The organism is Streptomyces umbrinus (assembly GCF_030817415.1).
Lineage (GTDB): Bacteria > Actinomycetota > Actinomycetes > Streptomycetales > Streptomycetaceae > Streptomyces > Streptomyces umbrinus_A.
The window spans coordinates 12,084,799-12,110,540 of the sequence record NZ_JAUSZI010000002.1; the positions used below are offsets into that span (position 1 = coordinate 12,084,799).

At 69.3% G+C, this 25,742-nt stretch carries 14 protein-coding genes and 2 pseudogenes; 7 read left to right on the plus strand and 9 right to left on the minus strand.

What is annotated here, in order from left to right; translation table 11 throughout:
- Positions 1-210: 210 nt before the first annotated feature.
- Together QF035_RS54130 and QF035_RS54135 are read left to right on the plus strand one after the other, a co-directional pair.
- Complete coding sequence (locus tag QF035_RS54130; protein WP_307529724.1) at positions 211-621, plus strand: STAS domain-containing protein; 411 nt, start codon at positions 211-213, stop codon at positions 619-621.
- Positions 622-819: 198 nt separating this feature from the next.
- Positions 820-1,014 (plus strand): hypothetical protein, encoded by a 195-nt coding sequence (locus QF035_RS54135; RefSeq protein ID WP_307530502.1) that lies wholly within the window; start codon positions 820-822, stop codon positions 1,012-1,014.
- 77 nt (positions 1,015-1,091) lie between these two features.
- Here the strand turns inward: QF035_RS54135 and phoU are convergent, their stop codons facing one another.
- A complete protein-coding gene (gene phoU, locus QF035_RS54140; RefSeq protein WP_307530504.1) occupies positions 1,092-1,766 on the minus strand; it encodes a phosphate signaling complex protein PhoU in 675 nt (224 codons plus the stop codon).
- A gap of 446 nt (positions 1,767-2,212) precedes the next feature.
- Positions 2,213-3,420, minus strand: a pseudogene (locus tag QF035_RS54145) (IS256 family transposase).
- Positions 3,421-3,727: 307 nt separating this feature from the next.
- Between QF035_RS54145 and QF035_RS54150 the strand changes: the two are divergent.
- Both QF035_RS54150 and QF035_RS54155 read left to right on the plus strand, forming a co-directional pair.
- On the plus strand, positions 3,728-4,075 hold the full coding sequence (locus QF035_RS54150; RefSeq protein WP_212670973.1) for a hypothetical protein: 348 nt from the start codon (positions 3,728-3,730) through the stop codon (positions 4,073-4,075).
- Positions 4,012-4,707, plus strand: coding sequence for a hypothetical protein (locus tag QF035_RS54155; protein ID WP_307530508.1), 696 nt, complete (start codon positions 4,012-4,014; stop codon positions 4,705-4,707). The genes QF035_RS54150 and QF035_RS54155 overlap by 64 nt, the downstream gene beginning before the upstream one ends.
- Positions 4,708-4,718: 11 nt before the next feature.
- Here QF035_RS54155 and QF035_RS54160 read toward each other — a convergent pair whose 3' ends face one another.
- A complete protein-coding gene (locus tag QF035_RS54160; RefSeq protein WP_307530510.1) occupies positions 4,719-10,868 on the minus strand; it encodes an RHS repeat-associated core domain-containing protein in 6,150 nt (2,049 codons plus the stop codon).
- Between the two features lie 19 nt (positions 10,869-10,887).
- A complete protein-coding gene (locus QF035_RS54165; RefSeq protein WP_307530512.1) occupies positions 10,888-15,105 on the minus strand; it encodes a LamG domain-containing protein in 4,218 nt (1,405 codons plus the stop codon).
- A 330-nt stretch (positions 15,106-15,435) separates the two neighbouring features.
- Between QF035_RS54165 and QF035_RS54170 the strand changes: the two genes are divergently transcribed.
- Entirely contained in the window at positions 15,436-19,467 is a 4,032-nt protein-coding gene (locus QF035_RS54170; RefSeq protein ID WP_307530514.1) for a WD40 repeat domain-containing protein, read from the plus strand.
- Between the two features lie 8 nt (positions 19,468-19,475).
- On the opposite strand, the gene QF035_RS54175 is transcribed toward QF035_RS54170, so the two are convergent.
- The 5 genes from QF035_RS54175 to QF035_RS54190 all read right to left on the minus strand — a co-directional run bounded on the left by QF035_RS54175 (position 19,476) and on the right by QF035_RS54190 (position 23,648).
- Positions 19,476-20,384 (minus strand): alpha/beta hydrolase, encoded by a 909-nt coding sequence (locus QF035_RS54175; protein WP_373467041.1) that lies wholly within the window; start codon positions 20,382-20,384, stop codon positions 19,476-19,478.
- Entirely contained in the window at positions 20,266-21,126 is an 861-nt protein-coding gene (locus tag QF035_RS56150; protein WP_373466906.1) for a hypothetical protein, read from the minus strand. The genes QF035_RS54175 and QF035_RS56150 overlap by 119 nt, the downstream gene beginning before the upstream one ends.
- A 334-nt stretch (positions 21,127-21,460) precedes the next feature.
- A complete protein-coding gene (locus tag QF035_RS54180) occupies positions 21,461-21,841 on the minus strand; it encodes an HNH endonuclease family protein (RefSeq protein WP_307530518.1) in 381 nt (126 codons plus the stop codon).
- Between the two features lie 59 nt (positions 21,842-21,900).
- Positions 21,901-22,398, minus strand: a complete 498-nt coding sequence (locus QF035_RS54185) for an HAD domain-containing protein (protein WP_307530520.1) — start codon at positions 22,396-22,398, stop codon at positions 21,901-21,903.
- A complete protein-coding gene (locus QF035_RS54190; RefSeq protein ID WP_307530522.1) occupies positions 22,395-23,648 on the minus strand; it encodes an IS256 family transposase in 1,254 nt (417 codons plus the stop codon). Before QF035_RS54190 ends, QF035_RS54185 begins: the two co-directional genes overlap by 4 nt.
- 749 nt (positions 23,649-24,397) lie before the next feature.
- Between QF035_RS54190 and QF035_RS54195 the strand changes: the two genes are divergently transcribed.
- Positions 24,398-25,153 carry a transposase family protein gene (locus QF035_RS54195; RefSeq protein ID WP_307521419.1) on the plus strand — a complete coding sequence of 252 codons (756 nt, stop codon included), beginning with the start codon at positions 24,398-24,400 and terminating at the stop codon, positions 25,151-25,153.
- 24 nt (positions 25,154-25,177) lie between these two features.
- Positions 25,178-25,696, plus strand: a pseudogene (locus QF035_RS54200) (tyrosine-type recombinase/integrase); the annotation flags it as partial.
- Between the last annotated feature and the right edge of the window lie 46 nt (positions 25,697-25,742).

The following is a 25,742-nucleotide window of genomic DNA, read 5'->3' on the forward strand; positions in this document are numbered from 1 at the left end:
AGGAATCTCATCTGGTTCCGCTGCCCTGCGGAACGCGGGGCACACGCACCCATACGGGTATCGGGCCAGACGGTGCCCGGAGCACACGGCAGCCGCATGGAGCCGCTGGCTTGAGCAGTACTGCTGCGGGCGCTCGTCGGTCCGCATGGGGCGCCGAGGCGCAGGGGCCGATCGTGACGCTCTTTCGTACGTTGGCCGGATGGAGGTGCGATGTCCACGCAGACCCATCGCCTGACCATCACCGAGCTTGCCAGCAGCGACGACATCGCGGTCCTGCGGGTCAGTGGCGAACTCGACCACACCTGCGAGGAGTTCTTCCTGCGCACCCTCGGTGCCAGCGTCGACGCCGGGCATCGCTCCCTGGTGCTGGACGTGACGGCTCTCGTGTTCTGTGATTCGCGGGGGCTCAACTGCCTGCTCGCGGTCCGCTGGCTGCTGGAACGCAGGAACGGCAAGATCCTTCTGGCCGGGGCGGGGCGTCGCTTGACGGAGCTGCTGGTGCAAACAGGCAGCATTGAGCTATTGCCCGATTGGCCAACGGTCGGCCAAGCGCTCAGGGAGCTGCCCGCTGAGCATCGCCCTGCCTGGCCTCCCCCGCCGCACAGTGACGGGCCGTCGTGATCTCCGGGAGTTACCACAGCCGCCTGCACCTTCACCGCGGCAACGCACGGAGGTCAGCGGGGAGCCCTGGCACGAGTGGTGTGGGGCTCCGGTCACGACGCCGGCACCTTCAGCCCGGATCCGTGCACCCGAACGGGCCCGCGTGTCCCGGGGCAGCTGGGTGAGGATGTCGGCTGGTCGTGCGCCCTGGTCCGCCTCTTGGGCGACGGCACGCTTCCGCGCCGTCCCCTGGTCCCGCTGCGCCGGGTGTTCGCGGTGCCGGAGGTGGTAGCGGAGATGGCGGAGAGCTTGGTGCGGTCCTGGCGTACGCCCGCCGGCGAGTACGGCGCGGAGTGGGACCAAGCCCGCGAGGTGCGCACCGCGATCGAGGCGTTCCGGCAGTCGGTGCGGTAGCCCGGCGACACTGGCGGCAAGTGCGGCTGAGCGGGCTGTTGGCCCCTCCGAGCGTCACGTTGGCCGCCGGGTCGAAGTCAGACGGTTGCGGGTGAGTCGGTGGTCAGCTCGTCGGCGTGCTCGCCTGTGGCGAGGTAGACCACGTGCCGGGCCACGGACACGGCATGGTCGGCGAACCGCTCGTAGTAGCGGCCGGCCAGCGTGGTGTCCACGGCCGTTTCCACGCCGTGGTGCCACTGGTCGTCCAGCAGATGCTGGAAGATCAGGCGGTGGAGTTCGTCCATGCGGTCGTCGTCCTGTTCCAGCTGGAGTGCCGCTTCGACATCGTGGGTGATGAGTACCTCGGCGGCCTGCGCCATCAGGCGCTGCGCCAGCTGGCCCATTTCCAGGATGGTGCGGCGCAGGTCGCGCGGTACTGCCCGCTCGGGGTAGCGCCGCCGGGCCAGCTTGGCCACATGCTGGGCCAGGTCTCCCGAGCGTTCCAGGTCCGCGCTCATCCGCAGTGAGGTGACCACGATCCGCAGGTCCGTGGCGACCGGCTGCTGCCGCGCCAGCAGCGCGATCGCCCGGTTCTCCAGGTCGCGTTGCAGATCATCGACCTTCTCGTCGGCTGCGATCACGCTCTCGGCGAGCTGCAGGTCGGCATCGAGGAGAGCAGTGGTGGCCCGACCGATGGCCGAGCCGACCAGGTGGGCCATGTCCACCAGGCTGTCAGTGATCGATTCCAGCTCTTCGTGATACGCAGTCCGCACTGCGCGCCTCCCTGTGTCGAGTCCGTCCCCAGCCTCCGCTGGTTGCCAGGCTCGCACACCTCACGCACGTGGCCAGCGGCCGACCAGCGTCCTCAGCCACAGGAACCCGGCAGGCGGCCGCGCTCCGTTAAGCGCGCGTGCTGACGTAGCGCGCAGTCGGACCCCACCGCCACATCACCGGCGCCGTGCACCACTGGCACAGAGGGGAGCCACCGCTGCCGTACCTGTGGGTCTTGCGACCTGTTAACTGCACCTTCTCTGACTCGTTGAGCGAGGGGACGAGATCCCCTGAGGAGAGTCTGTTGCAGAAATTTCACCACGCCCTGATCGAGGGACGGGTCGACATCCCTCGGGTGGGGTGTGTCATTGAAGTAGAGACGTCGTACCCCCGCTATGTGGTGTTGGATTCGAGTAATTGTCAATACCTGTGGATCAGTTGAGGTGGATCACGCTGCGAGGGTCTCGTCTCGTTCGACGAGGAGGCCGTTCTCGAAGCGGGCGCCGGCTCGAACGAGGGCGACGAGGTGCGGTGCGGTGACCGCTCGCCAGCGGGCCTGGGCGGACTCAACGAGTTTGAAGCCATCGCGAGGGCTGCGGCCGGGCTGCCGGCGCCGCGGGTGACCTTGGTCCGAAGCTTCACGGTGGAGAAGGTCGACTCGATCGGATTCGTCGTCCTCAGATGGACCCAGTGCTCGGCGGGGAAGTCGTAGAACGCCAGCAGCTCGTCGACCTCGCCGGTGATCTTCTTGACGGCCTTGGGGAACTTCGCCCCGTACGCCTTCTCGAACGCGGTGACCGCCTTCTCGGCGTGCGCACGGTCCTCGGCGTTGTAGATCTCCTGCAGAGCCTTCTTCGCGCCGGGCTGCGCGGACTTCGGCAGCGCGTTCGAGACGTTCCTTGTTTTGTGAACCCAACACCTCTGGTGCCTGGCCTGCGGAAACACCTCCGCCAGCGCCCTCCACAGGCCCATCGCACCGTCGCCCACGACGAGGGCCGGATCGCGCATGCCCCGGCGGCGGCAGTCCCGCAGCAGGTCGGCCCACGACTCCGTCGACTCCCGCAGGCCCTCGGCCAGCGCGATCAGCTCCTTGGTGCCGTCCAGGCGCACGCCCATCAGGACCAGGACGCAGGAGTGGGCCTGGCCGAGGCGAACCTTGGGGTGGACGCCGTCGGCCCAGACGTAGATGTAGTCGGATTCGGCCAGGTCACGGCGCTGGAACTCGGCGTGGTCGGCGGCCCACTGCTGCGTCAGCCGGGTCACCGTGGCCGGCGACAGCCCGGCCGAGGAGCCCAGGAACTGTTCCATCGCGGGCACGAAGTCGCCCGACGACAGGCCGTGGAGATAGAGCAGCGGCAGCACCTCGCTGATCTTCGGGGACTTCCGGCACCACGGCGCCAGGATCTTCGAGGAGAACCGCTGACGTTCACCCGTCGTCTCGTCGACCCGCTTGTCGTTCACGCGCGGGGCGGCCACCTCAACCGGCCCAGCAGCCGTGGTCACGGTCCGCGGCCGGTGCCGGCCGTTGCGGACCACCAGTCGGCGACCGGCCTCGTCACGCTGCCCGGCGAGCTCGGCTATGTACTGGTCCACCTCCGCCTCCAGAGCGGCGGCCGGCATCCGCCGAGCACCCTCGCGGACGATCTCGTCGATCACAGAACCGGACTCGGTGGTGCCGTCTTCATTGACTACGCTGAGGACGGGCGTGCCTTCCCGACCCGCGTTCGCAGCGCGGGCCTACTCGGTGACTTGACGATCACTCACTCGGGAAGGTACGCCCTTCGCGCGTCCTCCAGAGGAGCTGATCCACAAGTCCTGAGCATTGCTCCCCGAGCTGCCGCACCGGACAGAGGACGAGGGCCGCACCGGCACCGCCCACGTGACGAAACCCCAGGTGAGCGACCGGTCCGGGTCCCCCGTGGCATGGGCGCGGAGTCTGCAGGGGGCCGCCGGGAACGCCGCGATGGCCCGAGTGATCGGCCGGACGAGGGCGCGGGGGACGGTCGTACAGCGGAAGTTCCCTGGACCGAACGCGGCCGACCGGCCTCACACCGACGACCCGACCGCGCACCCGGAGTGGTCCGTGTACCGCGCGCTGATGACGGACGCGGGGTTCTCCGAGAACGTGGTGGAGAACCTGTGGTCGCTCCTGATCGGCGGGCTGCGCGAGCAGGAGACCATCAACTCCGCGTCGGCGGACCCGTCGCTCACCCGGACGGAGCGGCGGCTACGGCGCGAGGGCAACGAGTGGTACCAGCAGGCAGGGTCGACGGCGAGAACACCGCCTACCTCTGGCGGGCCGGCAAGCTGATCAACCTCCGCACACTGGGCGGCCCGTCCAGCTTCCCCACCGCGATGAACGACCGGGGCCAGGTCGTCGGCCTGAGCACGACCAAGGACGGCCGCAGGAAGGCCTTCCTGTGGTCCAAGGGACGCATGCGCAAGCTCCCGCTGGACGACGCCTCGGGCATCAACAACCGCGGCCAGGTCGCCGGCGGCAGGCTGCACGGCGCCACCGGGTTCCACGCGGCCCGGTGGCACAAGGGCAAGGTCACCGACCTGGGCGCCCGGGCGTTCGACCGCAGCAACACCTACGGCATCAACAACCGGGGCTGGACCCTCGGCTGGACGCTCTCCGCCGACCGCTCCGAACGCGGCACGCTCTGGCGCAAGCGCAAACTGACCGACCTGGGCACCCTGGGCGGGTCGACCACCCGGCTCGTGGCGATCAACGACCGGAACCAGATCCTGGCCGAGTCACAGCTCGCCAACGGCCAGGTCCACCCGGCCCTGTGGCAGCGAGGCCGCTGGACCGACCTCGCCGCCAAGGGCATCACCACCGAAGGCGAGGTCGTCGACATCAACGACCACGGCACGATCGCCGCCTCCATCCGCCCCGTCTTCGGCATCTCCCACGCCGTCCTCTACCGCAAGACCCGCTGACGGCGGCTCGGCTACGAGAATCGATCCCAGCCCGAAGTCTTCGGGGCGAGCGGGTTCCGATAGGGGAGGTCGACGACGCGGACGTTGACGTGGTCGACCCACGGCCACTTGAAATAGCCGGAGTTCACGCCGTGTGTCACGCCGGCTTCTCCCACCGCGGCACCGAGACCAATACCTAGGGAAGCCTGTGCGTACGAGGCGAGCTCGCCGTCGAAGCTGCGCTCCACACCTGCCGCCAGGGTGCCCCCGCCGCCGAGGTGGCCGCCGAGGGACGCCTGGGCGTATGTGCCGCTTCCACCGTTGATCTGGTCCGCGGAGCCACTGTTGTACATGAGACCGATGTCCGCGGCGGCGAAGGCGCCTTCCGTGCCGAATTGCTTCACACCGGCGTTGAAGGTGAAGCCGTTGGAGTCCATCGAGAGGCAGGCGTTGGCCCCGGCACCGTAACCGGCGGCAATCGCCACCGATGGACAGATGGACGTCGAGCCCTTGGCGTCGGAGTTGTTCAAATCCTCCGTGACGATAGGCCGATCGAATTGTACGGGCTCGGCGGGCTTGGACTTGGACTCTGGCTTGGACGTGGGCTTCGCCTTGGGCTTGACGTAGCGCGGGTTGATGTCCCTCGGATCAAAGAGGTTCGGCTTCCTGGGCTTGTTGAGAATACAGCCAAAGCTGCCGAAAGGCGGGCACCGTCGTTTCCATACCCTCATCGAGGCCTTGTAGATGGCCATCTTCCAGTTGTAGTAGCCCATGGTCTTGGCGGCCGAACGGCTCGGTGCGGCATCGCTGCCATCGAGATCGATGAAGTACTTCAGACCATCCGGGTCGGTCATGGTGGTGGGGTTGTTGATGGCGTAGGCGTACGCGTTGAGCTGCTGCGGATCCTTGGGATCCAGAACGGGGTCGACGGAGAGGAAGCGGCCGAGGTTCGGGTCGTATTGGCGGACGCCGAGCTGGGTGAGGCCCGAGGGCAGTTCGGTGCCGCCGACGAAGCCGCGGGAGCCCGTCCAGGCGGGCTGGGTGCCGCGAGGGTTGCCGAAGGGGTCGCTGCGGCGCAGGGCCGTCGCGGAGTCGGCGGCGTTGACGATGACCCCGTCCGTGCCGTGGTGGTCGGGGCTGAGCCACTTGAGCCCGCCGGCATCGCGGACGGCGATCGTGCGACCCGAGAACGTGTAGTGGCGGGTGCTGGCGGATCGGCGGGTGGTCTTGTCGTAGCGGATCTCGTCGCCGCCGAAATAGACGGTGGTGGCGCCGGTGTCCGTGCTGGCGATCAGGCCCTGATCGGCGTCGTAGCTGTTCGTGGTCGTGACCGAGCCCGAGGTGATGGTCTCGAGCTTGCCTTGCGGGCTCCAGGTCAGGGTCTGGGTCCCCGATGGCCCGGGCCGGGTGGTCATGTTGCCGGTCTCGTCGTAGTCGTAGGCGCCCGCGGCGGTCACCGCGGTCCCGCCTGCGGTGATCGAGGAAACCGTGTTGGGCTGTTCCTCGTCGTCGTCCGGGTAGTTGTAGCGGCTGGTGGTGGCCGTCGCGGCGGCTCCCGAGCCAACGCCGTGCTGGGTCGCGGAGAGCCGGTTGCCGACGGCGTCGTAGGTGTAGCTCGTCCAGTACGGCGCCGGTCCGCCGCCGCTGTTGCCCGGCGAGCCACAGGTGGCGGCGGTGGTGGTCCAGGCGTCGCTGAGGCGCCGGAGCCCGTCGTAGGTGAAGCACTGCACGTCGGCGGTGCCGATCTCCGGCCGGTCGGCGACCGAGGTGACGTTGCCCGCCTTGTCGTAGCTGTAGTTCAGATCCTGCACGCTGCCCGGCTGGCCGCCCTGACGCTGGACGACAGCCCGGTCGAGCCACCGGGTGCCCTGCTTGTAGTAGAAGGTCTGTGCGACCTGCTGGGCTGTCTGGCCTGATGCCGGTAGGTCACCGAACTGGATCTGGGACAGTTCGCCGAATTCCGAGTAGGCGGTGTCGTACACGTACTTGAAGCCGCTGTTGGCCTTCATCTCGAAGGGAAGGCCAAGGCTGTCGTAGCCGTAGGTGAGGGTCTCCTCTGCGACACCGGGCAATGCGGGCAGGGTGACAGTAGCCGGGCTGCCGTCGACCTTGTACGTCGACTTGGTGGTAAGGCTGATGTTCAGCGGGGACAGGCTGGAGGGCAAGGTGAGCGTCTTGCCGGTGGGTCGGTAGGCGGCGTCATATCCGGTGATCGCCGTTGTGTATTTCTCGGTGCCGACATAGCGAGTCGACGAGGTGAGCTGTCCCTTGAAGAGGGTGTCGTATGTCCAGTTCGCCAGCACCTTCGGGCCGTTGGCCGTCTCAAGGCGTTCCTCGATCTTGCGGCCGAGAGCGTCGTGCCGGTAGCCGAGGGTTTTGCCACGTGCGTCCTTCGTCGAGGTGAGCTGCCCGGCGTCATCGTAGGTCTTGGTGCTCTGGCCCTTGTCCGGGTCGGAGATGCCCACCTGCCGGCCGAGCAGGTCATAGGTGTAGCGCCACGTGCTGCCCGCGGCATCCGTGATCGTTTCGATCTCGCCAGTGTTGGTGTAGGTGTAGCGGGTCTTGTTGTGGTCGCCGGTCGGAGTGGCCGCGGCATAGAACTGGCGCTGCTCGCTGAGCTGGCCTCTGGCATCGGTGTAGGTGGTGACCGGCGTGCCGCCCTCAGGCGGAGTCGTCTCGGTGCGGTCGCCGAAGTACGCCGTCGTCGTCTTGTGGAGCTCGGTGCCGAGGGAGTGCACGGCCGTCACGGTGGGTCGCTCTGCCCCGTCGAAGGTCGTACGGGTCATAGCGGGCACCTTGGTGTCATCAACGCCTGCGAGCGTGGTGCCAGGTGTTCCGGTGTCGGCGTAGGGTCCGTTGGCCTGGACAGCCAGCCCGCGGGAGTCGTACAGCGTGTCGGTGAGCACTCGCAACGGCCCCTGACCGGCTGGCCCGGGTCCCACCGCCTGCTTCTGGCGAGAGCGCAGGAAGCCGTCGAACAACTCGTAGCCCGTCTGGGTGTTGCCGTTCGGCTTGAGGACCTCCGTGGACACCCAGCTCGGCCCGTCGGGGCGGACTCCGTAGGCGTAGCGGGTGTTCGGGCTGTCGCCGCTGTCCTTGCTGCGGCCGGGCTTCCACACTCCCACCAGCCGGCCCAGCGCGTCGTACGTCAGATCCGTGCGCCGGCCATTGGGATCGGCGACCTTCACCGGCCGGCCCAGCACAGGGTCGAGCGTGGTCGTCGTGACATGGTCGTCCGACAGGTTGGCCACGTCCATCGGGTTGGTCGCCGTCGTGGACGTCGGCAGACCGGTCTGCGGCGAGTAGCTGGTGGTCGTCTTGCGGTTCAGCGGGTCGACGGCTTCCAGAACCCGGCCGTAGCCGTCGAAGGTGGACCTGGTCTTGGGGATGTAAGTGGCCTCGCCGTCGACGTACGCCTTGAGCTCCTCGACCTTCGTCGCGTCACCGGCCGTCGGTGCCGCTCCGAGGGCGCCGCCGTCATAGTACGTACGGTTATGGGAAACGGCGTCGCGGGGGTACGAAGGCGTGGTGCCGCAGGCGACGGCGTCGGTCCACTCCTCCGACACCAGCTCGAGCTGCCACGACGTCTCGTTGCGGGCGTAGCGGGTGGTGACGCACCGATTGTCGGTCGCCACGTCGACATCGCCGAGGTCGTTCACCTCGATAGGCAGGTGCTCGGCGTTGTACTTGGTGGTGACCTCGGTGGTGCGCAGGCCTCCGGGCTTCAGGGTCGTCCGGGTGGTCGTCTTCTCGACCTCGACGACATGGGACTTCAGCGTGCCGTGGATGGCCGTCGGATCGCGCTTCAACGGATCGTTGATCACGCTGGAGACCACCGGCCCCCCAGCCCCCTCGTAGGTGATCTGCTCGCGCTGGAAGCCGGACAGCTGGTCATCGTCGGGCCAGGTCGCACCCTGGGAGTCGGTGATCGGGTCGCCGCCCATTCCGCGGAAGTACTGGTGCAGCGTCGACGACTGCGTGACCTTCGTCGGGTCTCCGCTCAGGACGCGCACCTTCTCGTAGCCGCGGTATTGGCTCCACGTCCGGCGCGCGGCCGGGACCAGCGGGTTGTCGTCGTACTTCCAGGCGGTACCGCCGACGTACTCGTAGCTGGTCGTCTCGGTCTGCTGCCCGCCGACCCGGTCCTGGAGCGCGACCGACTGGACGCGGTACTTGTTCATCCAGTCGTTGCGCTGGATGTCGCCGTCCGGTGTCCAGATCGCGGGGAAGCAGCGCTTGGTGTTGCCCTGCGCGGCCGGGGGCGAGGTCGGCGAGCAGTCGGTGCCGTCGTAGTAGACCGAGACGGTGCCGCCGGACTCGTTGTTGATCTGGTTGATCCGCCACTTGTTCATCGGCAGCAGGCCGTCGGTGTCGGAGTTCAGCCGGTTCGGCAGCTGAGTCCCGCTGAAGGTGACCTTCGGCAGCTCGATGGCCTGGCCGACGATGTTGTCCCCGGACGCGAGCCCGGTGTGGGTGATGCCGTGCAGCCACAGCGACGGCGTGGTGTTGTCGGTGTTGGGCGGGTAGCTGTGCTCGAACGTCCACCGGTCGACGTCCTTGTAGGCGCTGCCGTTCCACACCTGCGTGGTGATGGTGGAAAGCCGCTTGGTCGACCAGAACGTCGGGGAGAACTTCGTCCCGCAGTTCTGCCCGTCTGCGCACGCCTGGTCGGACGGAACGTCCGGGCCGCCGCGCTCGGCGTGGTCCAGGACCACCTGGGCGGCCGGATGCTCCCCGTTCCTTCCGCCGTACTCGATGCGGTCCAGGATCCCGCCGCGGACGTACCGGGTCGTCTTCGCCCCGCTGAGGTTGCGACCGTAGTTGTTCGTCTCCGGCGTGTACGAGTACGTGATCGTGTTGCCGTGGGTGTCGATGACCTTGTCCAGGTTCCACCGGTAGGCCTGGTCGCACCACGACGCGTCGAACGTGGCCTGCTTACACGGCTCGCCGTCCTCGTTGCCGAACACCGGCACCGTCCACGCCGACGTCTTGGTCTGGCCGAAGAAATACTGGGTGCCATCGGTCGTGGTGAGCTTCCAGTGCTCGCCGACTCCCTCGCTGCCGCCCTTGTCGCCGTTGTCCACCCCGGTCAGCCGCTCGATCCGGCTCCCGTCGTCCTTCTCCGGCCGCCACCTGTTGCCGCCTGCGTACACGAGCCGCGAGGAGCGCCCGTCAAGGCTCAGCGACGCGTTGTCGGTCTCCCAGCACAGGTCCCCGGTCTTCTTGAGCGGGTCGGTGATGTCGTCGGCGCAGCCCATGTAGGAGCGCTCGATCGAGCCCGGCCACATGTCCCAGCCCAGGCCCATCGCCGAGGCCTGGTTGTTCGTCGCGGCCGTCTGGCCGTCCACGGACCCGGAGGAGTACGACAGCGACAGGTCCGGCTCCAGGCCGCCGGGGGCGGCGGGCACCTTCAGCGGATACGAGTAGGTGAAGTCGCCGGACTGCGTCGACACCGCCCACGAACCCGAGGGCGACAGCGACGTCGCCTTGTAGTCGCCCGTCTCCCCGTTCGGGGCGGCGGTGAGCGCGAAGGTCGAACCCGCCCTGGCCACCGTCACGTCCGCGGTCGCCGTCCCGGCCTCGACGTCGTTGGTCGTCGTCAGGACCTTCCCCGCCGAGCCGTTGTTGGGGACCTCGACCAGGCGCAGCCGGGCCGCCCAGTCACCGCCGTAGGCGTGCCGGAAGGACGAGTAGTCGACGGTCAGGGACACCTTGCCGGGTTCGGTCTTCCCGTCGGTACGGCTCAGCTTCAGCATGAGCCCGTCGACGCTCCGCCTCTTCGCGCTTGGGTGATCGATCATCTCCACCTGGACCGTGGGTGGTGTGGCCGACTTCCCGGCACCGCCCAGCAAGACCGATTCGCTGGCGGCACCGACCCATACCGGTAGCGCCTTGGCCCGGACCCGCCGCGCCCCGAATTGGGTCGCCGCCGCCGGTGGCGTCACCTCCGCCTTCCCCGCGGCGGGCCACGACGCAGTCGGCTTCCACTTGGCCACGGCCTCGGCCACCTTGTCGGGCGGCGGTGCCTTGACGGGCACCTTGGCGGTGTCCACCAGGTGCGCGCGGTCCGGCTTGATCGGCGGCCAGCTCTCGTCCGCGCCCGCAGGCGACTGGATGCCCGCGACCAGCCCGACCACCAGGGTCACTGCGGTACCCGAAGCTATGAAACGACGCATGATCATGGCGACTTCCTCAGGTCCGTCAGGGGCGGGTGATCACGTAGCCGAGCGGGCGGCCGAAGTCGGCGCTCCCCTCGCAGAACGGGTCGAGGGACTCGAACCACTCGGCGCCCTCGCTGCGGCATGCGTACAGCTGTTGGCTCTCCATGCCGTCGGGTGGCTCAGACCACAGGTGGCCGCTGGGCCAGGCACCCATGTCGTTCTGGCCTTCGCATGCGACGTCCGTGGACACGAACTCGTCGAACACGTCGGAGCGGCTGTCCTCACACAGCTTCAGCTGCGGTGGGCCGCCTTCGATGCTCCGTAGCGACACGTAGCCCAGCACCTTCTCGGTCTTATAGCCGGATGGCAGGAATTGCGCGTGCGTGCTGGTCCAGCGCTCCCCGTCCGGCCCGCGATAGCGGATGAGCGGCGTGAGCGTTCGTACGTATCCGAAAAGGAACTCGGTACGCACCTTGTCCGGCGTGCTCTCACAGGCGTCGCTATGGGACAGGTAGTGGTCCCCGCTTGCAATCACCACGCACCGGTAGACCGGCAATGTGGGAACGCCCTCGGGCGGGTTTATGTAAACCCGTCCTGCGGTGCCGAGAACCTCATATCCTGCGCAGTTGGCCGCGTGGTCGAGGAAGAACCCTCCGCCATAGCGGCAGGAGTAGACCGGCCGGGTGTCCGGCGCGCCCTCCGGTGCGCTGAACCCGCGCGTGCCCTCGAAGTAGTACCCCGGCGGCACCGGACCAGGGCCGGTGTAGCGCCTGCCGTCATGCCCGGCGAACTGCCCGAAGGCGCCCACGAAGGCCGACGGGGGCTGCGGCTCCGTCTGGGCGCTGAGCTCGGCGATCTCCCGGTCCGCCAGCACGCCGTTATAGACGTGGACCTCGTCGATCGATCCCATCCAGTTCCCCGCCGGCTGGCCGTTCCACCTCCCCCGGCCGATGACCAGCGGGCCCGTCACGTTCGAGTTCTGCGTGCCGACCGCCTTGGTCCCGGCCAGGTGCCCGTTGACGTAGATGCGGATCTCGCCCGTCTGCGCGTCATGAACGGCGGCGATCGCCACCCACTCCCCCTGGACCGGCACCGTCCCGGACCCGGCAGCGTCCACCGACAGCGGGGTCGGGTTGGTCTGGTCCGGTGCGGTGACCAGGTGGAAGGACCACTTGTGGTCGCTGCCGACCTTGCGGCGCTGGAGGAAGAACCCGCTGTGCTGGCCGCCGTCCTGGCTCACCACGGTGCGCGCCGTGTCGTCCAGCACATCGGGTCTGACCCGCGCGGCGACCGTGAAGCTGGTGTCGGTGCGCGCCACCAGCGGCTGGGAGGTCAGCCCGGCGCCGGTCCCGTCCGCGAACCGCACCGCACCGCTGCCGACCTTGCCCGTGACCCAGCTCGCGTTGCTCAGGCCGACGGTGCGGTAGTTCCCCGAGGCGTCGCCCGCGCTGCCGCCCGAGCCTTCGTCCAGCGGGTAGTACGCCTCCTCGACCGGTGTCCCGGCCAGGCGATCGACCTCGCTGCGCGGCGTGTCCTCCCCCGGATCGAGGTAGGTCAGGTCGCTGAGCGCCCGGTCATAGATCTGCACCTCGTCGATGTCGCCGGCCCAGTTGTCCCCGAAGGTCCCCCGCGATTTGCCGCGGCCGATCTGGACCGAGCTGGATTCCCACGGTGTAGTCACCACGGCGGTGACGTTGTATTGGCGTAGACCGTTGACGTACAGGGTCATCGCTTGGGTGGGGACGTCGTAGACGCCCGCGAGATGGGTCCACACTCCGGCTTGGGCGGCCTTGAGCGATGTCACGGTGATCAGCTCGGCGTCGTCGGTGGCCTTGGTCGCCATCCGGAAGCCGAAGCGGTTGACCTCGCCGATGTACCCCAGCGAGAACGCGGACATCCGGTCGCCCACCTGCGAGACCGCGGTACGGGTGACACCGTTCGCCTGGTCCAGCTTCACCCATGCCGACACCGAGAAGCTCCCGTTCGTGGACACCGCGGGACCACCGCCGGGCGCGACATAGGAGTCGCTGGTGCCGGTGAAGTGCAGCGCGTCCCCAGCCCGGCCCTTGGTCCAGCGTGTGGGCCCGAGGGCGACCGTGCCGTTGTGACCACCCGTCGGGTCGGTCACGCCGGCATCGGTCCAGCGACCGTCCAGCGCCCACTGCGCCACCGGGCTCGCGCCCTTCGCCACTTTCAGCGTATGGAGCTCGCAGTCCGAGCTCACATTGCCGGCCCGGTCGACGGCCGTCACCCAGACGTCCCAGTCCGCCGCCTTCATCGGCGTCACCTTGAACGAGGCCTCACCACCCAGTTCCTCCGCGGGCACGCTGCGGGTCGTACGGCATTGGCTGCCGCCCTGTGCCAGGCCGTACCGGAACTCGACCACATCGGGGTCATTGGCCTTGACCGTGAACTCGGCCGGCGCACCCACGGTCGACTCGGAGGGCGGCGTGGCCGACGGCCTCCCGGGCTTTTCGTTGTCGATGTCGAGCTGGCACATCCCGGTGCCTGTCTGCGGCCCGAACGGGCTGGGACCCCAGTAGTCGCCGGCCCGTGCCCGCCATGAGAGCTGGAATCCGTGCTGGAAGGTCCCCTGCGGGATGACGTCGGTGAACTCCGAACCGTTGACCAGCGGCCCGGGAGCGTTCGGCGGCTCGTGCATGGATCCATGCCGGGTCCACCGCTCGAACCGCATCCACAGGTTGTCGCCGTCCCGGTCGGTCCCGGTCGCCCGCAGCGTGATCGGAGCTGCCGCGTTGCTGGCATAGTCCGGGTTGTTCACGTCCGTACTGCACGGGCGCGTCGTGGTTCCCGCCGACCAGCTGAAATTCTTCGGCACGTCGGGCGGCCAGTTGTAGTGCACCAGCAGCGAGTACGCGTCGAACTTCTTCCAGCTGTAGTCCTCGGTCTCATCCTCGGCGATCAGCGCGAACGCGACGTGGGTCGCGCGCTGGTCGTTGGAATACCGCACCTGGTCGCCGACGCCCCAGCCGATATTCGCCGGCCCGCATGCTCCGCCCGGCTCGTAGCCGTGCATCTCCCTGCGGGTCCCGCCGATGGGAGCCGGAAATTCCTTCTGCGAGTTACGCCAGGTGAGGTCGGAGCCGAACGGGTTGGCATGGACCAGGCTCACCCCGAATCTCCTGCTGCCCCCGCCACAGGCCGGGGCGTACACCTCGTGCGCGTTGAACTCCGCACCGGACAACCCGTTCGGGGTCACGACCTGCGCGCCGTGCAGGCCTCTGATGTCGAACTGCACAAACGTACGAGCCGCGCCGATGCCGTTGCACGTACCGCTGGCGAGCCAGCATTTGCCGACCTTGCCGAGGTTCTGCCCGCCGAATCTGCCGGGCGGCTCGACGTCCCCGCCGCCGTGCCAGAACGAGGAGTCCAGCTTTCCCGAGAAGACCTTGGCCCATCCGCCGAAGGGGACCCACCAGTCCGGGTCGATCGACATTGGGAACTTGGTGTCCGGGGCCGTGAGCAGTTTCCGGTCCGGGATGACGGTGATCGCGTTCTTGGCCATCTCGAAACGGCCGACCGCCTCGTTCGAGGCCGCGTCCCACATCGCGGGAGCCGGCGAGGAAAAGACGGTCTTCCCCTTGGCGTCGACGAGCTCGGATCCACCGCCCTTGCCCGCCTTCAGGGTGAGCCCGCTCGTCTGCACGCCGAACCGCACCTTGCGCAGCTCCGGGTTCTTCGCGGCCGCGCGCGTCTTGACGACCAGCACCTCGCTGAAGCCCGCCGACCCCGCGGTGAGCTTGAGGTCGACGCCCGGCATCACTTCCGGATACGTGGCGGTGTCGCCCTTGAGCACCGGTGTCGGCAACGGGTCCGGCCAGCCCAGCGCCACCTGCTTCCCGCCCTGGCCGAGCCGTACCAAAGGCTCCTGACCACCCTTGGAGAAGGCCAGCGACACCGCCGCGGCACGCGGGGCGACCGAACCGTCCGGCCGCCGCACCAGGGTGGTGTCGATCGCCACCCACTTGCCGTCTTGGCGCGCCCGGACCGGGCCAGGGTGCAGCACTGCGGTGAAGTGGCCCTTGGGGTCGGCGTAGACCTCCATCGTCTCGGTCCGCTTCGCCACCACCTCGACCCGCTTCCCGGACTCCCGGGCCCGGGTCAGGGCAGTGCGTTCGGCCGGAGTCGGCGCCGAGCTGGTGGGCGAGACGGGCGGCGGCGCTGCCGCGTCAGCAGTCCTCTCCCTGGTCAGGCCACCCGCGCCCAGCCCCGTGAGCAGGACCGAAAGCCCCACCATGACAGCAACGACACCCCGGTACCGCGATCTTGCCAACACCCACCGCCCTCGCCCCGCCCCACCGGCACCCCTGATCGGGAGAAGGATGGCATCGGCGGATCGCGACTGCCCACCCATGTGTGGGCGGAATGTCCTGATCTCGGTGCGCCGCATCTGTTTCCCCCGGGTTGTGGATCGGATCTGCCCAGATGTAGCCCGTTGGTGATTGTTCGTGTTCGAAGCCTGGTGTCGAACAAACAACTCCTGAAAAATGCGACCCGCCGTGCGAGCTGTGACACGGGGGAACGGGGAGTCGCGGGGAGCTGCGGGGACCATCGGGGAGGTGCGGCCATGCCGCGCAGGGAGCGACCGCTGGACGCGGGGGACGGTCCGTTAGTCGAATTCGCCGCTGGGTTGCGGCAGTTGAGGCGGAAGGCGGGGAATCCGCCGTACCGGAGACTCGCGGAGCAGGCGCACTATTCGATCTCGACCCTGTCCTCGGCCGCCGCCGGGCAGCGGCTGCCGACGCTCGCGGTGACGCTGGCGTACGTACGGGCCTGCGACGGGGACACCGAGGAGTGGGGGCAGCGGTGGCGGGAGGTCGCCGGGGCTCTCGGGGAGGTGAGGGCGGAGCCCGAGGGCGGCGGGCCGGCTGCGCCGTACGCCGGGCTGCGGTCCTTCCGGGAGCAGGACTCCGAGTGGTTCTTCGGGCGTGAGCGGCTCCTGGAGGAGCTGGCCGGGCGGCTGGAACGGCAGCGGTTCGTGGTGGTGATCGGGGCTTCGGGGTCGGGGAAGTCCTCGCTCCTACGGGCCGGGCTGGTGCCGCGGCTGCGGGAGGCGGAGGGGGCGACCGTGCTCGTACTGACGCCCGGGGCCCGGCCGTTGGAGGAGTGCGCCGTGCGGCTCGGGGCGATGGCGGGGCTCGCGCCGGGCGCCCTGTACGGGGAACTGCGGGACGACCCCGAGAACCTGGGGCGCGTCGTACGGCAGATCAACGCCCGGGACGACGACACCGGTGACCGTGAACTCGTGCTGGTGGTCGACCAGTTCGAGGAGGTCTTCACGCTCTGCCGGGACCCCGCCGAACGCGACCGTTTCATCGAGGCCCTCGTCCTCGCCGCCTCGGACCCCGGCGGCCGATGCCGCGTAGCCCTGGGCGCACGCGCCGACTTCTACGCCCACTGCACCCACCACGCGCCCCTCGTCGAGGCCATGCGCGACGCCCAGGTGCCCGTCGGGCCGATGAGCCTCGACGAACTGCGCCGAGCCGTCGTACAGCCCGCCCAGCGCGCCGGACTCACCATCGAGGGCGCCCTGCTCGCCACGCTCATCGCCCAGGCCCACGGCCAGGCAGGCGTACTCCCGCTGCTGTCGCACGCCCTGCTGCAGACCTGGCGGCGGCGCCGGGGCAACGCGCTCACCCGGGACGCCTTCGAGGCGGCGGGCGGTCTGGAGGGCGCCCTCGCACGCACCGCCGAGGAGTTCTACCAGGGTCTGGACCCGGGCCGGCAACAGCTGGCCCGGCAGGTGTTCGTACGGCTGACCGCCCTCGGCGACGGCACGGAGGACACCCGGCGCCCGGCCCGCCTGGAGGAACTGGACGGGCTGGCGGGGAAGGGGCCGGGGAAGGGGCCGGGGACGGGGCCGGGGACGGGGGAGGGGACGGGGGAGGGGGTCGGTGCCGGCGGTGACCTCAACGGCGAGATCCGTGCCGTACTCGACCTCGCCGCCGGCGCCCGCCTCCTCACCCTCGACCGCGAGCGCGTCGAACTCGCCCATGAGGCGCTGATCCGATGCTGGCCCCGACTGCACCGCTGGCTGACAGAGGACCGCGAGGCCACCCGCACCGCACACCGCCTCACCGACGCAGCCCAGGCCTGGGAGGCGCTGGGCCGCGAACCCGGAGCCCTGTACCGGGGCACCGCTCTCTCCCTCGCCGCCGGGCTCGACCGTACGACGATGTCCGTACCGGAGCGAGAGTTCCTGGACGCCGGTCTGGCCGCCCGGGCGGCGGAACACGCGGCGGTGCGGCGCCGGGCCCGGTTCCGGCGCCTCGGCGTGGGGCTGCTGAGCGTCCTGCTCGTGCTGACCACGACCACGGCGGCCCTCGCCGTACGGGCCCAGCGGGCGGCCGACCAGCAGCGCGACGTCGTCGGCTCCCAGCGCGCGGCGGAACGGGCGGCGGCACTGCGCGGCGTCAACCCGGCCCTGGCCGCCCAACTCAGCCTGGCCGCGTACAAGTTGTCACCCACCCCGGAGGCGCGCGGCAGCGTCCTCAGCACCTTCGCCACGCCGTACGCCACCCAGCTGACCGGCCAGTCTGGCGCCATCACGGCGGTGGCGTTCGGAGCCGACGGCCGCGTCCTGGTCACCGGCGACGCCGACCGCACGGTGCGATTGCGCCGGGTACCGGACCCGCACCGCCCGGACGGGCCGGTCACGCTGGGCCGCCTCGGCGGCTCCGTACGCACGGTCGCCGTCAGCCCCGACGCGCGGCTGCTGGCCGCCGGGGGCGAGGACGGAACGGTGGGCGTGTGGGACATCGGCGACGCCCGCCGCCCCCGGCTCGCGGCACGGCTGCCGGGCGGCGACGGTCCGGTGGCCGGCGTGGGATTCGGCTTCGGAGTCGGCCCTGCCGCACGTACCCTCGCGATCGTCGCCCGCGCGGGCATCCGGGTGTGGCAGCTGACGAACCCCCGCAGCCCCCGCGGCCTCGCCACGCTGGACGCGGGCACGGACATCACGGCGACCGCGTTCCACGGCAACGGCCGCACGCTGGCCACGGGGCACGGCGACGGGGCGATACGGCTCTGGGAACTGACGGAGTCGGGCGAGCGACTGCGCCGACTGTCGACGGTGCCGGGGCAGGCGGGGCAGGTAGACCAGGCGGGGCAGGTAGACCAGGCGGGGCAGGCGGGCTTGGTCGACCAGGTCAGCCGGCCAGACCCCACCGGGGCTACAGACCCCACCGCCCCCGCCACCCCCACCGCCCACTCCGGCCAGGTCAACGCCATGGCGTTCGCCCCCGGTGGGCGCCAACTCGCCACCGGCGGAGCCGACTTCACCGTGCGGCTCTGGGACGTGGGTCGGCCCGACCGGCCCCGTCGGACGCAGACGCTCGCCACGCACACCGATGCCGTCAACGCCGTCGCCTTCAGCGCGGACGGGCGTCGGCTCGCCACCGGGGGTACCGACGGCACCGTACGCCGGTGGGACGTGGACGGTGACGGTTCCGTGCGGGAGGCGGCCGTGCTCACCGGGCACACCGGCAGTGTGCGGGCGCTGGCCTTCGGGCCCCGGGGGCGCACGCTGGCCAGCGGCAGCGAGGACCAGAGCACCCGGCTCTGGGATCTCCCCGGGCCAGCCCTCGCCGGCCACACCAGCTCGCTCTACTCCGTCGCCTTCAGCCCCGACGGCCGTACCCTCGCCACCGCCAGCTACGACAGCACCGTGCGCCTGTGGGACCTCGCCGACCGGGACCGGCCGCGCCAACTCCCGCCGCTCACCGGCCACACCGGGCCCGTAAACTCCGTCGCCTTCAGCCCCGACGGCCGCACCCTGGCCAGCGCCAGCGCCGACGGCACGCTGCGGCTGTGGGACGTGGGGAAGGGGCCCCGGTTGCTGCGTACCGTTCCCGCACGCATCGGGCACGTCAACACGCTCGCGTTCAGCCCCGACGGGCGCATCCTCGTCACCGGCGGCGAGCAGGGCGCCGTACGCCTCTGGAGCACGACCGATGTCAGCGAGCCACGCCTGCTGTCCGCCCTGCCGGGGAGCAGTGCCGTGGACTCCGTCACGTTCGCGCCCGACGGCCGTACCCTCGCCGTGGCCAGCCGGAACCGCAAGGCCACGCTCTGGGACGTCACCGGCCCGCGCCACCCCGTCCGGCTGTCCGTCCTCACCGGGCACACCGGCGCCGTGAAGTCCGTCGACTTCGCGCCCGACGGCCGCACCCTGGCCACCGGCAGCGAGGACCGCACCGTACGCCTCTGGAACCTCACCGACCTCCGCCACCCCCTCGCCCGCGACCGCCTCACCGGCTACACCGACGGCGTCATGTCCGTCGCCTTCGCCCCCGACGGCCGTACCCTGGCCGCTGCGAGCGCCGACAGGAAGGTGCGGCTGTACGGGCTGACAGGCGGCGGTGAGGCCCGGGAGCCGGTGCTGCTGACCGGCCACACCAAACCGGTCGACACCGTCGCCTTCAGCCCCGACGGCCGCACCCTCGCCACCGGCAGCGAGGACTGGACCGCCCTCCTCTGGGACCCCGACATCGACCGCGTCGCCGAACGGATCTGCGCCACCGCCCACCCGACGATCACCCGCGCCGAATGGCGCCAGTACTTCCCGCAGTGGAAGTACCGGCCCCCATGCGGCAGTTGACGACACCCTCATTTGCGGCACGTCGGGTCCCCGGCCGGGAGCCTGCCCGAGGCCAGGTACGCGTTCACCGTGCCGTCCACGCAGGCGTCGCCGTACTCGCCGTACACCCCATGGGCGATCACCCCGTCCAGGGTGAGCAGCCGGGAACCCGTCAGCAGGCGGTGCATCGCGCGGCTGCCCCGGTATGTGGTCGCCGTGTCGCCGGTCGCGGAGACGATCAGCGCGGACGAGGCGTTGGCGATCCGGGTCGGGGACTCGCGCGGGGGATCGGGCCAGAAGGCGCACGGGGAGATGTTGTTCGTCAGCGGGCCGAAGAGGGGGTGGCGGGCGCGGCCGCGTTCGATGTCGCGCCAGTACGCCTCCGGGTCGCGCGGGGCCGCCGCGTCGCCGCACAGGATCGCGGCGGCCGGGCTGCCGTAGTGTGAACTGGCGGCGTCCAGCACGAACCGCAGGCTCCCCTCCAATTCCGGAGTCGGCGCGACGGCGATCCGCCGCGCCGCCTTCTCCAGCACCGCCACCGAGCGCGCGAACGCGGCCCGGCCCGCGGCGCGGTCGGTGCCGACACCGTTCCAGAAGAGATACGACACCAGATGCTCGTCGATGTCGTACGAGCCGACGCGCAACGCCCGCTCCGACGCCGCCCCGACGATCCGGTGGACGGTCGCGAGCACGGCGTCCCGGCTCGCCCCGAGCCCGTACTCCCGGTCCCGGGCCGCCGTCCAGGACGCCCATGCGCCCAACGCCCGCTCCACCACAGGCTCGTTGCCCACCCACGGCCTCGGATTCCAGCGGCGCGGATCACCGGCGCTGTCGAGGACCACCCGGTCGGTGCGCCCCGGGAACAACTGCGTGTACACGGCGCCGAGATACGCGCCGTAGGAGTACCCGAGGTAGGAGATCCGGCGCTCGCCCAGCACCGCGCGGACGACGTCCATGTCCCGGGCGGTGTTGCGGGTCGTCACGTACGGCAGTACGGCAGTACGGCAGTACATCACCGTGGCGGCGTACGCACCCTGCGGCCAGCTCCCGCTGGAAGGCGACCTGGCGGTCGAACGCGGCCCGGCCGGTCCCGGCGGAACGGATCCAGATACCGGTCGGCCAGCCGCAGTCGATCGGCGTACTGCGCCCCACGAACCGCGGATCGATCCCGACCAGGTCGTACCGGGCAGCCACCTTGCCCATGTACGCCCGCGTCTCCAGTGGCATACCGAGCGTCGGCTCGGCCGGACCGCCGTGGTTGAGGACCAGGGTGCCGATCCGGTGCGCCCGGTCGGACGCCGGGAGCCGGGAGAGGGCGATCCGGGTGGTCGGGCCGGTCGGGCGGCTGTAGTCCAGCGGGACGGTGATCCGCGTGCAATGGGCCCCGGCCCGGTCCAGGGCGGTGCCCGTCGCGCCCACGATGACGACCTGCACGGCCTCCACTGCGGCAAGCGCGCGGAAGGAGGCGAAGCGCGCGACCAGCTTCCGGCCGAAGACGCCGATCAGCAGGTGAGGCACCGACTCGACCACCACGACCAGGCCCATGGCGACCGCGCCGGATCGCTGCCAGGCCGTCCATGCCAGAGCAAGGGTGAAGAAGCGGTCGCCGAAGACGGACAGCGTCTCAGCAAGCCACAGGACCAGGACGGGACGTTGCCGCAGCAGGCTCACGTAACTCACCCGCGCGACTGTAGGGGCCCGTCGAACATCAAGAGGCGTCTTTGGTCACTCCTCCTTCAAAGGCAGTAACCGTCGTCCTCACGCTTATCCAGTCGGATGACGCCGACAAGATCAGCCAGCCCTTCTGCCTGAGCTGACAACCCGGCGGCAGCTCACTGGGCGCCGTTTGCCGCACGCCCCGGGGGCCAGACGGCTGCTGCCCGCCGGTGATACACCGGCAGGCAGCAGAGCAGCGAATGAATGGGGAAAGCCACAGCAGTCCCGCATCCCGGGAAACCGGGTCTCGAAGAAGGATCGCGGGGACGGCTGAGCGACCGAGCGAGTCGTGTGCGGGCTACGGCGCCGGCTCGTAGGCGAGGGTGGTGTCCGGGCAGTCGGCGGCGAAGCGCAGCAGAGCCTCACGCTCAGCCGGGTCGACCGCCAGACCCCACCGCTTCTTCGTCGCCACCCACTCGCCGAGGTACCGGCAGTGCACGGACGGAATCGGCATCCATGTGGTGGGATCCTGGTCCGATTTCTGCCGGTTAGAGCGGGCGCTGACGGCGATCAGGCTGACTTCGGCTCCGAGATCGTTGGCGTAGCGGCGGCGTTTCTCCGTCGTCCAGCCGTAGGCGCCGGAGTCGTGGGCCTCGGCGAGCGGGACCAGGTGATCGATGTCAATCCTGCCGGGGCCGGAGCCCTCGATGAGGGTGTCGTCGTAGTAGGAGTGCCACACTCCTCCGGTGGTTTTTTGCAGGAGTAACTGTCAAATCCTGTGGATCAGCGCGGAGAACCTCAAGCCAGCTGTAGCCATTCATCGAGGACTACGAAGTCCTGGTCGGTGAGGCCTCGGGACGACGCGACGCGATGGAGGATCGCCTGGGCGGGGTGGTGGATGGATACCCAGTCTCGGTCGGCGTCGGTGATCTCGTCGTCGACCCAGGCGAACGGGCGTCCGTCCGCCCACGCCACGAGGGTTCGGGTCTTCCAGTGGAGCCCGAACCACTGGTCTTCGCGTTCGTGGGCGGCTGAGGGCTCTGGCCAGTTCACGACCGGCAGCTGCGGCAGGCCGAGTCTCGGTGCCAGCTCGATATTGGCCTCTTCTTCCCAGGTGGTGGCCCAGACTAGGTCGCACGGCAGCGCCGCGAGCCGCGGCCCGATCTGCGGGTCGAGCCGCGCCAGGTGCGAGTTGGATGCGGTGCCCGTGAGATCGCGCTGCGGGTCGTCACCGAACGGCAGGAGCGGCCCGTCGACGTCCACGAAGAGCAGTGGACGGTTCCCGTGCCTGGTCATGCTGCGCTCACCTCGGGACGCTCCACGAGGTAGCCGTTGTGGAATGTGGCGCCGTTGCGGACGAGGGCGACGAGATGGGGTGCGGTGATCGCGCGCCAGCGGGCCTGGGCGGACTCGGTGAGCTTGAACACCATGGCCAGGGCCGCTGCGGGGCTGCCAGCTCCGCGGGTGACCCGGGTCCTCAACTTGACGGTGCTGAAGGTGGATTCGATCGGGTTCGTCGTTCTGAGGTGGACCCAGTGTTCGGCGGGAAAGTCGTAGAACGCCAGGAGTTCATCGGCCTCGTCGGTGACCTTCTTCACCGCCTTGGGCCACTTCGCGCCGTAGGCGCGATCGAAGTCCTTGACGGCCTTCTCGGCGTGGTCGCGGTCTTCGGCGTTGTAGATCTCCTGCAGTGCCTTCTTCGCTCCGGGCTGGGCCGACTTCGGCAGGGCGTTGACGACGTTCCGGCTTTTGTGAACCCAGCACCTTTGATGCCTGGCCTGCGGAAACACCTCTGTGAGAGCCCGCCACAGGCCCATCGCGCCGTCACCGACCACGAGCTCGGGGGCCCGCATGCCGCGCCGCCGGCAGTCACGTAGCAGGTCGGCCCAGGACTCGGTGGACTCGCGCAGTCCTTCGGCGAGCGCGATGAGTTCCTTGCGGCCGTCGGTGCGCACTCCCATGAGGACCAGGACGCAGGAGCGGGCCTGGCCGAGGCGGATCTTGGGGTGGACGCCGTCGGCCCACACGTAGACGTAGTCGGATTCCGACAGGTCGCGGGCTTGGAAGACGGCGTGGTCATCGCTCCATTGCTTGGTCAGCCGGGTCACGGTGGCCGGCGAAAGCCCGGCCGAGCTGCCGAGGAACTGCTCCATGGCGGGCACGAAGTCGCCGGAGGACAGTCCGTGCAGGTAGAGGAGGGGAAGGACCTCGCTGATCTTCGGGGACTTCCGGCACCAGGGGGCCAGGATCTTCGACGAGAACCGCTCGCGCTCGCCCGTGGCGGCGTCGACGCGCTTGTCGTTCACGCGCGGCGCCTTCACCGGGACCGGGCCTGCGGCCGTGGTCACAGTGCGCTCACGGTGGTGACCGTTGCGGACCACCAGCCGGCGACCGGCTTCGTCACGCTGGTCGGCCAACTCGGCTATGTACTGGTTGACTTCGGCCTCCAGGGCCGCGGCGAGCATCCGCCGGGCGCCCTCGCGGACGATGTCGTCCATCAGGAAGCCGGTCTCGGTGGTTCCGTCGTTGTTGACTACGCTGAGCACAGGCGTGCCTTCCCGACCCGCGCGCCAACGCGGGCATACTCGATGACCAGAAGTCGATCACTCGGGAAGGTACGCCCTCCGCGTTCCGCGAGGCACCCTTACCGAGGCCGATCCACAGGTCTTGAGCATTGCTCGTTGGATTCCACGGGAGCCCTTCTTGAGCCCGTGGTCCAGTACCTGCGGGACCTCGCTTTGTGCGACAACCGACCGCTGACCTGCCGGAGTTATGCCTTCGATCTGCTGCGTTGGTTCCGCGTGCTCTGGTTCCTCGACGTCCCCTGGCACAGGGCAACTGAAGCAGAGGCCGGCGCTCTGGTGGGCTGGCTCCGCGTCACGACGAACCCGCAGCGCGGCCGGCGCAACCCAGACAGCCCGCCGCCGGGGTCGGTGAACGGTCGTACTGGGAAGAGCTATCTACGGAGCGGCTACGCGCCGAGCACGATTAACCACAACCTCACAGTGATCAGCAGTTTCTACGCGTTTCACGGGCACCACGGACGAGGCCCCGGAGTCAACCCGGTCCCCGAGGCGTCCGCGCAAGACACATGCTGGCCCACCAGGATCCGGACGCTATGTGGGACGACCTCTTTGCGGCAATGAACCACGATCGGGACCGAGCTGCTGTGCTCCTCTATGAGCCCTTTTCAAGCTGGCGGCGCTGACCGCGAGTTGGACTGTCCTGCACAACGACGAAGCTCCTGGTAGACGGGTTCTCGACCAAGATCACCCGTGTCCGCCAGGAGCTTCGCGTGCTTGTCTACCCGTCCTCGATTGATCTGTCCAGCCGCACCTTGCGGTTCCTGACCGGGCAACTGACAGCCCGGCGGCAGGAGATCGGAACGCGGTGGCGGCGCCTTCCTGCCGGACGTCAGGCCCTGCTCGCCCTGGCCCACCTGCGGTGCGGTGACACTTACGCCCAGCTCGCCGCCGGGTTCGGCATCGGGATCGCGACCGCGTACCGCTACATACGTGAAGCCGTCGAGGCCCTGGCCGCCCTTGCGCCGTCCCTGGACGAGGCGATGACGACTATCCGGGCGAAGGCGTTCGTCATCCTCGACGGCACCTTGCTGCCGATCGACCGCATCGCCGCCGACGCCCCGTACTACTCAGGGAAACATAAACGCCATGGCATGAACGTCCAGGTCCTCACCGATCCCTTCGGACGACTGCTCTGGGCCTCGCCGGCCCTGCCCGGCTCGACTCACGACCTGACCGCCGCGCGGCAGCACGGGATCATCGAAGCCCTCGCCGATGCGGGGCTCAATTGCTGGGCGGACAAGGCGTATCAAGGCGCCGGCGGATCCGTCCGGGTTCCGTTTCGGGGCCGCCGCCTCAAGCGATGGAAGCGTCGCCACAACACCAGCCACGCCAAGATCCGCTGCCTCGGCGAGCGGGCCATGGCCACCATCAAGGGCTGGCGCCTCCTGCGGAAGCTCCGCTGCAGCACCAACCGAATCACCGACGTGGTGAAGGCCGTCCTCGTCCTTCACCACGCATCAGCGTGAGGTTGGAAAAGGCTCTATGTCTCCAGTGGCGCCCGCGCTAGTGAACTGCTGGGAGTCACCCCCGCCGACATTGTTTGGTCGCGCCAGCTCATTTATGTTGTCACAAAGGGAAGCGAGGAGCGCGAGCCGGTACCGGCAAGCCCTCAGGCCCTTGTGATCCTGGCTGCCTATCTGGACCGGACTGGTCTGCCAGCGGCTCATGAACCAATCTTTCGGACACGCCGCGGACCAGACAAACCGCTGTCCTACTGGGCAATGAGGAGAGTTCTTCAACGAGCAAACGAGAAATTGGGAACTAACTGGACTCTGCACTATATCCGGCACGCAGCCGCAAATCGCATGGCAAACGATCCGGCCCTTACATTGCCGCAGGTTCGTGCGATCTTGCGGCACAACGATCTGGCAACCACAGGCCGCTATCTCAATGCTCGGGTCGAGGAGCTCTTTGACGCTCTCCAAGCCCACTACAACCGCCCCCGCGTCGAGCGGAGTATTGCGCCAGGATACGACCCCGAGGACTTTAAGGCGGTGTTCGGTGGCTAGTGTCTCGTGATTCCGTCGGCGTTACGTGATCTTGCGTGTCTCGTTG